General features: G+C 40.3%; 9 protein-coding genes and 1 pseudogene. 2 read left to right on the forward strand and 8 right to left on the reverse strand.

Translation table 11 applies throughout. The features are described from left to right. Positions 1-840 precede the first annotated feature (840 nt). Together B154_RS33850 and B154_RS31365 are read left to right on the forward strand one after the other, a co-directional pair. A complete protein-coding gene (locus B154_RS33850; protein WP_169337663.1) occupies positions 841-1,128 on the forward strand; it encodes a T9SS type A sorting domain-containing protein in 288 nt (95 codons plus the stop codon). Positions 1,129-1,419: 291 nt separating this feature from the next. Continuing rightward, positions 1,420-2,042 (forward strand): annotated as a pseudogene (locus B154_RS31365) (IS6 family transposase). A gap of 279 nt (positions 2,043-2,321) precedes the next feature. Here B154_RS31365 and B154_RS0111345 read toward each other — a convergent pair. The 8 genes from B154_RS0111345 to B154_RS0111380 form a co-directional block, all read right to left on the reverse strand. After that, a complete protein-coding gene (locus B154_RS0111345; RefSeq protein ID WP_018614314.1) occupies positions 2,322-2,954 on the reverse strand; it encodes a LamG-like jellyroll fold domain-containing protein in 633 nt (210 codons plus the stop codon). A 387-nt stretch (positions 2,955-3,341) separates the two neighbouring features. Beyond that, entirely contained in the window at positions 3,342-4,838 is a 1,497-nt protein-coding gene (locus B154_RS0111350) for a trypsin-like peptidase domain-containing protein (protein WP_018614315.1), read from the reverse strand. Positions 4,839-5,072: 234 nt separating this feature from the next. Continuing rightward, positions 5,073-7,253: an amylo-alpha-1,6-glucosidase gene (locus B154_RS0111355; RefSeq protein WP_033411665.1), complete on the reverse strand. Its 2,181-nt coding sequence runs from the start codon at positions 7,251-7,253 to the stop codon at positions 5,073-5,075. A 36-nt stretch (positions 7,254-7,289) separates the two neighbouring features. Then, complete coding sequence (locus B154_RS0111360) at positions 7,290-8,351, reverse strand: glycosyltransferase family 4 protein (protein WP_018614317.1); 1,062 nt, start codon at positions 8,349-8,351, stop codon at positions 7,290-7,292. 85 nt (positions 8,352-8,436) lie between these two features. Next, positions 8,437-8,805 carry a sensory rhodopsin transducer gene (locus tag B154_RS0111365; protein WP_018614318.1) on the reverse strand — a complete coding sequence of 123 codons (369 nt, stop codon included), beginning with the start codon at positions 8,803-8,805 and terminating at the stop codon, positions 8,437-8,439. Positions 8,806-8,824: 19 nt separating this feature from the next. Further along, on the reverse strand, positions 8,825-9,259 hold the full coding sequence (locus B154_RS0111370) for a PPC domain-containing DNA-binding protein (protein ID WP_018614319.1): 435 nt from the start codon (positions 9,257-9,259) through the stop codon (positions 8,825-8,827). A 47-nt stretch (positions 9,260-9,306) separates the two neighbouring features. Beyond that, entirely contained in the window at positions 9,307-12,579 is a 3,273-nt protein-coding gene (locus B154_RS0111375; RefSeq protein WP_157580675.1) for an FAD-binding and (Fe-S)-binding domain-containing protein, read from the reverse strand. Between the two features lie 13 nt (positions 12,580-12,592). Further along, positions 12,593-13,735 carry an enolase C-terminal domain-like protein gene (locus tag B154_RS0111380; protein WP_018614321.1) on the reverse strand — a complete coding sequence of 381 codons (1,143 nt, stop codon included), beginning with the start codon at positions 13,733-13,735 and terminating at the stop codon, positions 12,593-12,595. Positions 13,736-13,755: the final 20 nt, after the last annotated feature.

Here is a 13,755-nt window from a genome sequence, read left to right on the forward strand (position 1 = left end):
GCATGGTCTTTGCCTTTAGGTGATCATACATTAACTGCCATCCCTTATTCAAACCGTGATGGTAAAGGTGCACAGGGTACGTCCCTCACCATCCATTTCACCGTCATTGGCTCCAGGGTCAACACTTTTACACTCGTAAATGCAAATACANACAAGGACATTNAGCCCNTTCCTGACGAAAGTATTTTAATTAAAACCGNCTTGCCACCAAATTTAAATATCCGTGCTAACACCACTCCAACAAAAGTAGNNAGTGTTGTATTTATTTTGGATGGCCAAAAAGTAAGAACAGAAANNGGTTTTCCTTATGCGCTTGCCGGCGATTTCCCTNNNGGCGATTATNTTGCATGGTCTTTGCCTTTNGGTGATCATACATTAACTGCCATNCCTTATTCAAATCATAACGGCACTGGTTTTCAAGGTGCATCACTTACCATAAATTTCACCGTTACNGCACCACAAGTTAAGTATTGTAATGGNGTAGCCTACGACCCANATAGACAGGGTTGTTGTGTTGGCGTAATCTATAATATTTATGAACAANAGTGNACTTCATGTGGTNTAATANATNNGTATGAAAAGTGTGCACCACCATGTGGAATAATTTCTATTGAACAGTCTTGTTGCCCGGCTGACTCAACTCCCTACGCAACTAACGCACAAGATTGCACAGCATGCGGTGTTAGTGGCGGCAGTGGNGTNGAGAAATGTACTCCTTGTGGTTACGTTCCATTAGACCAGCCACTCGAGTGTTGTGAGGCATTATTGACAGTCTACGATACGCTAANNCAGAAGTGTACCCCATGTGGCATAATTCCTATAGACCANNATTGTGACCAATTGGTTTCAAAAGCTGCTACAAATAAACCCANCTTTGTTGATAAGGCTGCAGGTGTTAAGCTAAGCCCTAACCCTGTTCAAAATACTTTGCATATTTCTATCAACGGACGGCAGAATAAAACANNNGAGTTATANATTTTATCAGCCTCTGGTGTGGTTATTAAAAACATTCACTCTGTNACTTCAACAGACGTTCGCTTAGATGTTTCATCATTGATTAATGGAGTATATTTTATAAAAGTTATCAGCGGAGATAAGGTGATGTATAAACAATTTGTGAAGATGTAAATGGATTTGTGATTAAAAAGCAATGAAAAGCGCTGTGAATATTGCATATTTATTTTAGGCTTCTTATGGTATTAACTTTTATGATGTTAACGAGAACAAAGAGATTCAAGTATAAATTACCTAAGTATTCTAAGTGATCGTGCCGGATACTTTTATCAGAACGTAATCATTGAAAATGTCACTAATTATTAATAACCTTGCTTATCTGAGGTTCTGACGCAGTTGTAATTTGTATATCTGGTTGTAAGTAGATTGGTTAGATGTTAAGGTCACAGTTTTCCTAAAGAGGTTATTCTACAAGCGATATATTTTAAATTAAGATTCAGTCTGAGTTACCGGGATGTGGAAGAGTTATTATCTGTCAGAGTTTTAAGGGTAGATGATGCTACAATACAAAGATGGTATATAAGTTTACTCCATTCATTGAAGCTGGATTAAAGAAATGAAGAAAAAGTAATAGTTGGAAGATGGATGAAACTTATATAAAGGTAAAAGGAGATTGGATGTATTTATATAGAGCCGTTGACAAGGAAGGAAAGACAGTTGACTTTCTATTAACAAATAGAAGGAATAAGCTTGCGGCACATAAATTTCCAGTAAAAGCTATAGGTAATAATGTCTGCCCGAAAGTAATTAATATAGATAAAAGCGGAGCCAATAAGGAAGCTGTCAAAACTTACAATAAGAGGCGTTTAAAGAAAATCAAAATCAGCCAGAACAAGTATTTAAATAATAGGGTAGAGGCAGATCATCGATTTGTAAAATGGTGAACGTTTTTAGTATTAGGGTTCAAAAATTTCGATTCAGCACAAAGGACATTGGGGGGTATAGAAATGATAAGGATGATTAAAAAGGAACAAGTTACTTTTCCTAGGTGTACTTATTTTAAAACATTTTGTTCTATGGCGGCATAATTATCAGGGAAAAGGATAATGCGTACTTTTATTTTGACAGACGCGACAAAGCCTATTTTTGTTCCCCCATTAGATTAGTAATAGTGCTCAGATAAAAGACAAAATATCTAGTGTGACTGCTTTGAAATAAAAGTCATTAATAGTATCTGGCCTATGTGACACTGAACAACGCCTCACCATGAACGACCCGACTGGTACACCGAATTAGTTATATAATGATGTAAGCTCTTCAGCTTCTTTCTCTGTAAGTGCAATATTATAAATTCTTACCTCATCTATTTATCCTTTGTAGAATTGCCAGGTTCCCTTATCAACAGCTCCTATCATATTCCAAAATCCCTCGGTGCTATATTGAATTTCTCCACTTTGGAAAGAGTCTTGTTTAACAAGAGTTCCATCAATAAAAAGTTTAGCCGTATTTGAAGTGATATCATACGTGCCAATCACATTAAACCATTTTTCGGAAAGGGTTGAGTTTGACGCATATGAAGAAATATTAGTTGTTCCACCGGTACCTACATCCTTTCTAACCGCAATTGAATTTGAAGAAAAATAAAGAACGTATGGGTCCCTTTCTGGTTGCTCATCACCCCGCCAAACAATTATCCTATCTGCATAAGTATATTCTTGTATAAGATCGGGACGAACCCAGGCGGAGATAGTAAAGCTTTCTTTTATATCCAACGAGCTACTTTTAGGTATAAAAATGAAACTGTTCTCTCCGTTAAAATAATAAGCATGACTTTTTCTGCCAAATTTATCAGTTGTTAAAACTGTATTATTCACTTGACCATCATTGTGGTATTGAGTTGCATCCAAGGCATTGCCTGTAAATGGATAGTAGGCAACTAAATGACTGCTAGATGTGAAACCGCAATCCTTCTTGCATGCTTTCATCGTTACTGCAAGCATTAGGATAATTGATATTAATTATAAGCTTTTCATAATCAAAATTGATTTGTTTTAAAAAAAGGAGAGAGGGGTGGTGTGTCTTAACTTTTCTAAAACAAAATAGGAGTTTTCACGCAAATTTGCAAGTTCTTTTATTCTGTGCGGTCTGGCAAACTAACCCCTTTGCCGGTTTAAGCACTATTATACTAATACAGTAACTTTTTCTAGATCGAAGTTGCTTTGCAATTCATACCTGCCACAAAAGATTACAAAAATAAATCGCATACCTGTTTTTAAAAATTAGATTTCTATAAGAAATTAGAAGCTGGATTAGCCTTCTGGTAAAAGAAATACAGCTGCCATTCTAACATTATTCGACAAACGGATAAGCCAACTCTGAATGACCTGCTATGCACCAAATGAAAAGTTGAAGGCTACTTTTGATCCATCAGGAGCGATAGCCAGAATTTGAACCAAAGTGCGCTTTGCTGCCATCAATGCATTTTCTATATCCTCAGGGTCGTTAATTTGCCGGCCATTAATATAGGCGATAATAGTTCCTGGCGGTATTCCCAGTTGATCAAAAAAACCACCGGGCAATACTTCTGTAACCAACACACCTGAATTAATTCCCAGGCGTTGTGTAACGGAGGGAGTGAGACGGGAAAACCTGGCACCTAACCTGTTGTAAATTTCTTGCTTCGAAGGTCCGTTGTCGGCTAATTGTCTTTCTGTTGGTTCATCTCTTAGGGTAGCAGTTAAAGTATCTTTTTCTGTCTTACGTAAAATGCCGAGCGTTACTTTATCGCCCGGATTATGTCTTGCTATTCTTTCAGAAAACTCTGATGAAGAAAAAAGTTTCACTCCGTCAATCGTTTGGATAATATCTCCTTCTTTCAGGCCTGCTGAATCTGCAGCACTGCCTTTTTGTATCCCCGTAATGAATACCCCGGTAACAGATCCCGGAACAATACCTTGTTCTTTCAGAAACTGTTCTTCCGCTGCCGGGCTAGGAAAAGCGACACCGAGTACGCCACGTTTAACCCTTCCAAATTGTTTAATATCATTCAATACCTTTTTAGCCAGGTTAACAGGTATTGAAAATGCATATCCTGCATAACTTCCGGTGAGTGATGCAATAGCTGCGTTAATGCCAATAAGCTCGCCATTTGTATTTACGAGTGCTCCCCCGCTATTGCCCGGATTGATGGCTGCGTCGGTTTGCAGGAAAGATTCTATTGCCGATTGCGCCAATGGGGAACCACCTCGTTCTGATTGATGAATAATACCTATACTTCTGCCTTTTGCACTGATGATTCCCGCTGTAACAGTTGTATTAAGCGAATACGGATAACCTACTGCAAGCACCCACTCGCCCACTTGCACTTTATCTGAGTTCCCTAACTTAAGTACCGGAAGATTTGTAGCATCTATCTTCAGCAGTGCAAGGTCGGTTCCAGGGTCACGTCCTACTAATTTTGCTATAAACTGTCGTCTGTCGGGCAGAATAACTTCTAATTTAGTGGCATTTTCCACAACGTGATTATTCGTTGCTATATATCCGTCAGCAGCTATTATTACCCCTGATCCTGATGCCATTGCTGGCACATCCCCTCCATTGCCACGACCATAAACTTGCTGCTGTTGTATACTAGAGCCGTTCGGGTTGCCGTAAGTGCTTTTTATGTGAACCACAGCGGGCATAGCTGTTTTTGCAGCCGCAACAAAATTAATCCGGTCGTTTATGATTGTGGTTGTATCAGTGTTGCCGTCATTAGTATCATCTGCATCTTTTCCAGATACACTTTCTGTGTTTGAAGCGGCGGCCGGCTTGCTACCCAGCGAGTTGCAGCCAACACCTGCACAAACAAATAATGGGAACAGTAAAAAAACGGCATTTTTCATATATCTACATTTTCAGATTAAATATTTTATTAAAGAAGAACATCAACTTATCCAACAAGATCGAAAAAAGAAGCAAAGGTGATTGGCACTAAAAGAGCGCAAAATGAAATGCAGTAAATAGCATTTAGCTTCGGTAATTTCGGCGATATCGTAGTCTGCAAATAATGCTAAGCTGATCCAGCACAAGTCTCCATATTCCTGCCGGTAACCATTAGCTCTATCATATCCTTCATTTTATTTTTTTATCAAAACCTCCCAATCATCCGGCTTTTGAATAACATGAAAACTAACACCATAGTCGTGCCTGTGTACTTCGAAGTGGCAATAACTGTTTCCTACTTTAAGATTAGCTATAGTTACTTTGTTAAGGAAGTCAGGAAGCTGGGGCTTATTAAAGACAACACATTTTTCAATTCCATCTATTTCTATTTGTAGACATGCCTGCAGCATTAAAAACACCGCACCTACAGCCCATGCCTGGGGCGAACACGCAACGGGGTAAGCAGTAGGTCCTTCATTTCTGCGAGCATTGAAACCACAAAATAGTTCGGGCAACCTTTGTAATTCGATAAACAAAGATGAATCAAATAGGCCCTGCATAACCTTAAGCACTTCCTCATGCATGTTGTATTTAGATAAGCCATAAGCAACCATCGCATTATCATGCGGCCATACCGAGCCATCGTGGTAAGACATAGGATTGTAACGCTTCTCATTACTTGCCAATGTTCTTATACCCCAGCCGCTAAACATTTCTTTACCTGTTAAACGTTTTGCAAGTTTTTGTGCATGCTCTTGTTTTGCTATGCCGGTAAATAAACAATGTCCCGCATTTGATGATAAAACTTTACAGGGCCTCTTATAGCCATCTAAAGCCAGTGCATAAGCGCCTAACTCTTCATCCCAAAATGATTTATTGAACTTCTCTTTCAAATGCACTGCAGCTTGTGCTAATTCATCTCCATACTTGTCTTCGCCTAAAGCTTTAGCCATAACAGCTACATTTTTTTTTGCAGCATACACATAACCCTGAACTTCACATAATGCTATCGGCCCTTCACAAAGCTCTCCATCAGCATACATAACAGAATCGTATGAGTCCTTCCAGCCCTGGTTCGTTAAACCCTTTTCCGAATTATTTTTATATTCGACAAAACCGTCTCCGTCAAGATCGCCGTATTTATCAATCCACGTAATAGCAGCTTTAATATTGTTCCATATCGCTTTGATCGTTTCAAGATCATTTGTTTGCTTATAGTACATGCCCGCAAGCATTAAAAAAAGAGGGGTTGCATCAATCGTTCCATAATAATGTTTAAAGGGAACTTCTCCTGTATTAGCCATTTCTCCTGATCGCATTTCGTGTATTATCTTACCGGGCTCTGCATCATTATCGGCATTTACTTCGGTTGCCTGCTCGCTCGCCAAAAAACGTAACACATCTTTTGCCACTTGCGGAGCTAACCACAATATTTCCATAGCTGTAATAATTCCATCACGTCCGAAAACGGTATTGTACCATGGCACGCCGGCATAAGGATAATGACCGAATTTCGTTTCGGTTAGAAGGGATTGAAGATCTGCTCTTGATCGTGTAAGCCAGGTATTAAACTTTTCATTATCGCTAATGATATTTCCAAAAAGCAAACGTGTTTCCGCTATATCTTTTTGTATGCTTTCCTTTATATGGTTAAAAACAGGCATGGTATCGCTATATATCTTTAAACGGTCATCGTCTGTTTTAAAGTAAACAGCAAATTCAATTTTTTCGGCTTCCTGGCTATCGAGTTTTAATGGGAAGACCACGGTATTTTTATGTATCGTGTGCTTTGATTCTTTTTTAAAAGCTATTTCCGTGCTTCTATGTATGTGATCGAGACCTGTATAATCAAAAACGATTTTGTTATTTGTTGATGATAGTTCTGTTTCTGGCCGTATAACTTGTCTTTTGGTTCCTCTTATTTCAAATATGTCGGAAAAATCTGCACCGAAAGAGATTGAAAGCTCAACCCTGCATGTTGTTTCGCCATAGTTCGCCACGTTTATTTCTTCAAAATAAACACCGTTTCGTATAAACTGCTCCCGCAGTATGTGAAGGGTATTTTCTTTTATGTCTGGCTCATTCATCTTGCAATTAGTAAGGTCGACTGAGAGTATCTCATTATCCTGCTTAATAGCAGAGCTTAACAAAAGAGGCTTTTGCTTATTAAGACGCAACACCAGTTCATTTATAAAACGGCTGCCTTTATAAAATATTCCTTGTGCTTTTTTACCTTGAGGATGCACATTTCCCAACCGGTCAAAAATGCAAAAAGTGTCATAATGGTTGATCACCTGTGTTCTGTCATCGTAATTAATAGAATCGCTACCTACATTAAATTTTTCCCCTGTTGATGATGCTTGTGTTTTTGTCATAATATTAGAATTTTCATAACCATTTTTTGCCATCATTTAAAAAGTTGCAGCACCGGTTGGATGATTATTTATGCTTTTATTTTTTACCAGCTTTTTATAAATCTCTACGTAATCGAGCGCCATTCTTTCGGCTGTAAATTTTTGTTCAAATATTTTTCTAACAACATTTCTATCTACTTTTCCCAACTGACGTATCACCGCCACGGCTTCTTCTGTTGAAGTAACAATAAAGCCGTTTTTCCCTTCTTCTATAATTTCAGGCACGGAGCCTTTGTTATGTGCTATTATTGGTGTGCCGCAAGACATCGCTTCTATTATCACCATTCCAAAAGGTTCGTTCCAATTAATGGGAAATAAAAGTGCTTCAGCTCTGCCTAAAAACTCAGTCTTCTGGATCTCGTTGATTTCACCGATATACTCTATAAGGGGATGGTTTAACAGCGGTTCTATCTCGGTTTTAAAATACAGTTGATCAGCCTTATCTACCTTTGCCGCTATCTTTAATGTAACGTTTGCAGCCAGTGCCCACTCTATCGCTTTGTAAATTCCTTTCTCGGGAGAAATGCGGCCAAGAAAAGCAACATATCCTCCATCTCCATTGCCTTTTTTATGCAGGTTTGCCGGCAAACCGTGATAAACAGTGCCTACAAAATGGGCCTGAGGTAATGGCCTGCGCTGACTGTTGGATATAGATACAACAGGCTGGTCAAACTTGTTATATACACCCTGCAGTTCTGGAATATTAAGCTTGCCATGTAGCGTGGTAAGATGTGCTACGGGCGAATTTTGAGAGAAAGGAAAATGTAGATAATCAATGTGAAAATGAATGATATCAAACTGGTTCTGCCGCTCAAGAACATCCTCAATCTGCACGATATGCGGAGCGAGGGTATCTTCACTCAATGGGTTTAAGCGAAGTGCTTTTTTTACAGTAGCAACAAGTTTAGCGGTTGTACAGGAATCGCCCGAGGCAAATAGTGTTACATCGTGGCCTTCTTTTACCAATTCTTCTGTTAGGTAGTGCACCACTCGCTCTGTCCCGCCATAATATTTTGGCGGTACAGATTCTGATAGTGGCGCTACCTGTGCAATTTTCATAGACTTTAAGTTATTGCGGCATTAGAGCCGCTTTGTTATTGTAAAAGCAGGTAGCCTTGGGGCTAAATGTAGTTCCAGCTATTACCTACTGGCCATACGCAATTGTTGTAATCAATGCGTTTGCGTCTTGTCTTGAATCTAATCGTGTATGTTGAACCACTATAGGCACATCCGATACAATAACGCTTGAATAATCGGTGGCTAGCGGTATTGGCGCCGGGTCTTTTAAATCATTGAAACGAAAATGCCGGGTGCGCTTCGCCGGCACCTTTAATTTATATGGACCAACAGGGTTTTTATCTGAAAAATAAATAGTGATTTCGATGTTTGCTTCTTTATCACTAACGTTTAATATACAAGCAGCTTCATGACTTATAAAATCATGACCGGGGCCATTGCTCCAACCGGGAATATAACCTTCTGCAATCGCCCAAACTCTTCTACCGATTTCCATAGTATATTTTTTTATATTTTCAGTCTATTACAATTAATGGCAGGCCTGTTTCCCTGTCCATTCTTCGTTGCAAATAACCAGGTGTCTCTTCCAGTATTACCTCCAGTGTAGGATGAACGATTGCATTCATTAAATGTCCGCCTATAGCATTGCCATCAAACTTACCCAGCACTACGTGTGCGTGCAATTTGGATTCATCTCCATACAAGGCAACATCACCCAGTAAAGACAATACTTCTACCTGGTCACTAACCTCTATTTTTTTATAATCTTTTATATCGAAGTCAAAAAAACCAAGCTGAGCTTTTTTAAATGCTCCTATCGCTGTAAACCTTGCACTCGATAGCTTATGATCGTTGGCAAATGTTTTTAATCCGTGCATCACCTCTTCACCGCTATCAAATACTAAAGCATACATCGTTATGTCGCCGCTGTTTAGAAGTTTGTATTTCATAATGTCAGATTTAAATATTTACATTTTTGCACCTTCCTCATCTCATTTTATACAATATCAACAGGCAAATCATCTTTCATTTTATTAAGCACGGTAAACAAAACAATGGCTGATACAACAGCAGCCGCTATCCACGCATTTCTTTTTTTGTGTGGATTTTTTAATGCCATTCCATCTACATATTTTTTTTCAGGAAGACCGCCGATTTTATCTCCCTGCTGTTCACGCAAACCCATTTGAATTACCTGGGCCAGGTGCATGCCTTTGCGGATGGTTTGTTGTTCAATTTGTTCACGGCAGCTAAAGCCGTTGGTGATGATGATGGTGTTTTCGTCGGCATCTCTTACCGTTGGCAATAACAGCAACTCTCCTGCTTTTACAGACACATCGTAGTGCTCGCCTTTTTCGTAGCCGAAGTAGCCAGCCATGCCACAACAGGTGGTAGGAAGTATTTCATAATTCAAGCCTGTTTTTTTCAGCACCGCTTTTTCGGCATCCATTTTCATGATGGATTTATGATGGCAATGACCATGCACGATCGCCTTCCTTTTGAGTTGCGGTATTTTAAAACCGGGCGCTTTTTGTTCTAAAAACTCGCCCAGCGTAAACACCTGTTTTGATAAGCGGTTTGCCTGTTCGTTGTGAGGAAAAAGATTGGTCAATTCATCTCTAAAAACGGCTACGCAACTTGGCTCAAGACCAACGATTGGAACACCGTTTTTTATATCCTCTTTTAAAACACTCATAATCTGCAGCAACATCTTCTTTGCGGTATCCAGCATGCCAAAGTCGTACAAGGGCCTGCCGCAGCAAAGCGACTGTTTTGGAACCACTACTTCAAATCCTGCTGCCTCCAGCACCTCTACACCCGCCACCAATGTTTGCGGTAAAAAGTTGTTGTTGAATGTGTCCGCCCATAGAATCACTTGTTTCTTGTTGCCAGGTGCGGGTTGCCGGTTGCCTTCGGCTTTATATCCTCCACCTTCCGCCTTCCGCCTTTTGTCTTTCCCCTTCTCCCTTTCTTCGAACCAACTTTTAAAGGTTATTTCTGCATATTTCGGCATTTTTCTTTGTTGTGCAATGCCGGTAAGCGCTTTCGTAATCGTACTGATACCAGGAGCATGCATAATAAAGTTTGCAATGCCGGGCATTCTGGATGCAATCTTAGACCACCAATAAATCCAGCCAAAGACGTATGCTGTTATTGGTCTTAACCGCCCTTCATAATAATGAGATAAAAACTCTGATTTATAGGTGGCCATGTCCACGTTGACAGGGCAATCGTGTTTGCAACCTTTGCAGGCTAAGCAGAGGTCCAGGGACTCTTTTACATGCTCGTCTTTCCACCCGCCTTTCACCACATCACCGTGCAGCATTTCGTACAGCAAACGTGAACGTCCCCGGGTGCTGTGCATTTCTTCCCGTGTTACCATGTAACTAGGGCACATTGTTCCGCCTTCGTGCCTTCTGCATTCACCAACGCCTACGCACTTTAGTGTAATCCTTTCCCAACTAAAAGCATCGTCGGGAAATTTAAAGTGAGTTTCTAACCGGGGAGGGTTATAATCGGTACCTAAACGTAAGTCATTTGTTTGCCCGTAAGTATCTACTATTTTTCCGGGGTTCATCCGCCATTCAGGGTCCCAGATTTGTTTAAATTCTTTGAAAGCCTGCACCAGCTCTTTTCCGAACATAATTTCCAATAAATCGCCCCGAGCCTGGCCGTCGCCATGCTCCCCTGAAAGCGATCCGCCGTATTTAACTACGAGATGTGAGGCTTCTACTGTAAAATTTTTATATTTTTCAATACCGTCTTCGGTTATAAAATCGAAACCTACACGGCAGTGAATACACCCTTGCCCGAAGTGACCATAGATAGAAGGATAATAATCATATTTTGTAAAAAGGTTGCGAAGGTCTCGCAGATAATCGCCAACGTGTTCAGGAGCAACCGCAGAGTCCTCCCAACCGGGGCCGCCATTTGGTTCACCAGGCACCCAGGCGGTAGCGCCAAGGCCCGACTCACGAACCTTCCACAGCTTTTCTTCCTGTTCGGGTATATCAAATATGCTTGAAGTAGGTGTGTTCTTTTTTGTTTTTAAATCTTCAATTAAAGCCTTTGCTTTGTTGTCTGCTTCCTCTTTTGTATCGGCGCCAAACTCAACCAACAGCCACGCATTACCTTTGGGCAACAAGGTTATATCCTTTACATTTAGCCCCTTCCTGTGCATGAACTCTAACAGCTTATCATCCATGCCCTCCAGGCCGATGGGTTTGTGAGGTAAGATGTCCATAATCGCATAACCAGAATTAGGCAAATTATCGTAGCCCAATACCAACAGCGTTCTTGCTTTGGGCGCTGTTAAAAGTTGCATCGTCGCTTCTACAATGGTAACCAAAGTGCTTTCTGAACCCACCAGTGCCCGGGCTACATTGAACCCTTTTTCGGGCAGCAACTCATCGAGATTATATCCGGAAACACGACGAGGTATTTTAGGATATTTCTCTCTTATTTTATCGGCATACTTATCTCGCAGGTCTCTCATCTTTTGATAGATTTCTGCCTTTCGCCCGCCTTCTTTTATTATTTGATTAAACTCCTCGTCTGATGTTGGCCCGACTTTCATTTTAATGCCATCATAAGTAATAATGGTCAGGCTTTCAGTATTGTCTGATGTTCTTGCACCATTACCCTGGAACTGCGCCATGACAGAATGCACCCCGCATGAATTGTTTCCCAACATGCCACCTAATGCGCAGTGAGTATGTGTGGCAGGGTCTGGACCAAAAGTTAGCCCAACCTGTTTTTTGGTAGCGTGACGCATTTCATCAAGCACAATGCCGGGTTGAATGGATACCAGCTTTTTGTCTTTATCGATGTGTAGAATCTGATTGTAGTACTTGCTCATGTCTATCAAGACAGCCACATTACATCCTTGTCCCGCAAGGCTTGTACCCCCACCACGGTTTACAATAGGCGCTTTATGCTTATGACAAATGCTTATTGTGTTAATGACATCTTCTTCCGTTTTTGGTATTACCACGCCTATTGGAATTTGACGATAATTAGACGCATCTGTTGAATATAGCCCACGACTTCCATCATCAAAACGAACCTCGCCACTAATGACTTTTTTCAAGTCTTTTTCCAGTTCCTGCACATTTACGCCAATAGAATATTCGGTTTTAAAACGTGTATCTAATTTTGCTCCATCTGCGGTTCTGCCTCCATATCCTTCACCAATAAGCGGTGGCTTTCCATTGCCCTGCGGTACAACTTCGCCTTGCTTTCTTTCTTTTGTTAGCGGAGTATCTATCATACTGTAAATGATTTTAAAGTTTATACTTTTCAGCATCCTGAAATTTAAATTCAAAGCCTAATCCTGGCCTGTTTAAGTCTGGTTTCAATACTCCATTTATTGGCGGAGGTATCCCATCAAACAACATATTTTCAATGCGAGCATGGTCATGAAAATATTCAGCAATAAAAAATGAAGGCAACGACAAAGCAGCCTGTAAATGCAATGCAGGAGCACAGTGCGATGAGAAAGGAAGTTGATGAGCTTCGGCCAAATAACCTGCTTTTAAAAATCCGCTAATGCCGCCACATCTTGTTGCATCTGCCTGTAATACATCTACAGCTTTTGCATGTAGCATTGCCTCAAAGTAAGGAAGGTTATAGCCGTATTCCCCTGCTGCTATATTCATTTGTGCAGGTGCATGCTCACGAATAAAATGAAGACCTTCTAAGTTATCCGACGATACGGGTTCTTCAAACCACATTACACCATAGCCAGTAAATTGTTGGGCTTTATCAAGCGCTTGTTTTGCCGTGTAAGCGCCATTAGCATCAACCATTAATTGAGCATTGCCAATAACTTCTTTTGCTTGTTGCACTCGCTCCAAATCTTTATTCGGCTCTGTTCCAATCTTCATTTTTACATAACCAATTCCTTGTGCTGCCCAATCTCCTAATTGTTGTTGTAATTGTTGTTTGTTGTAAGATGTAAAGCCTCCGCTTCCATATATCAACATTTCATTTCTTACTGCTCCTAATAATTTAAACAAAGGAACATTGTACAGCTTTGCTTTCAAATCCCACAGTGCATTATCTATAGCAGAGATAGCCATCATGGCAATACCGCAAGTGCCGCTATTCCGAATATGTTTGATAAGATTGGTTGTTATGGAAGGAATATCAAAAGGGTTAGCTCTAGTTACCAAATCCTTCAGTTTTTTGTGAATAAAGAAAGCCGAGGCTTCATCAGCATAAGTATAACCTAAACCTGTTTTATCCCCGGCTTCTAACTGGACCACTACTAAGCTTGTGCTATCCCAATTAAGTGTGCCATCCGCCTCTGGTGCATCAGTTGGTATCTTGTACGCAGACACCTGCAGGCTGTTTATGACTGCATCTTTATAGCCAAAAGAAGTACCATAGCTGCTATTTACAGCATCACTTACCAAGGGTTTCATATAAGTTTTATTAGTTAAAC

It is taken from the genome of Segetibacter koreensis DSM 18137 (assembly GCF_000374045.1).
In the GTDB taxonomy this organism is placed as follows: Bacteria; Bacteroidota; Bacteroidia; order Chitinophagales; family Chitinophagaceae; genus Segetibacter; species Segetibacter koreensis.

What these genes read in the sequence shown, in the direction of transcription:
- B154_RS0111365 (WP_018614318.1), bottom strand. Translation starts at nt 8,805, where the DNA reads ATGGAAATCGGTAGAAGAGTTTGGGCGATTGCAGAAGGTTATATTCCC.
- B154_RS0111360 (WP_018614317.1), bottom strand. Translation starts at nt 8,351, where the DNA reads ATGAAAATTGCACAGGTAGCGCCACTATCAGAATCTGTACCGCCAAAA.
- B154_RS0111380 (WP_018614321.1), bottom strand. Translation starts at nt 13,735, where the DNA reads ATGAAACCCTTGGTAAGTGATGCTGTAAATAGCAGCTATGGTACTTCT.
- B154_RS0111345 (WP_018614314.1), bottom strand. Translation starts at nt 2,954, where the DNA reads ATGCTTGCAGTAACGATGAAAGCATGCAAGAAGGATTGCGGTTTCACA.
- B154_RS0111370 (WP_018614319.1), bottom strand. Translation starts at nt 9,259, where the DNA reads ATGAAATACAAACTTCTAAACAGCGGCGACATAACGATGTATGCTTTA.
- B154_RS0111350 (WP_018614315.1), bottom strand. Translation starts at nt 4,838, where the DNA reads ATGAAAAATGCCGTTTTTTTACTGTTCCCATTATTTGTTTGTGCAGGT.
- B154_RS0111355 (WP_033411665.1), bottom strand. Translation starts at nt 7,253, where the DNA reads ATGACAAAAACACAAGCATCATCAACAGGGGAAAAATTTAATGTAGGT.
- B154_RS0111375 (WP_157580675.1), bottom strand. Translation starts at nt 12,579, where the DNA reads ATGATAGATACTCCGCTAACAAAAGAAAGAAAGCAAGGCGAAGTTGTA.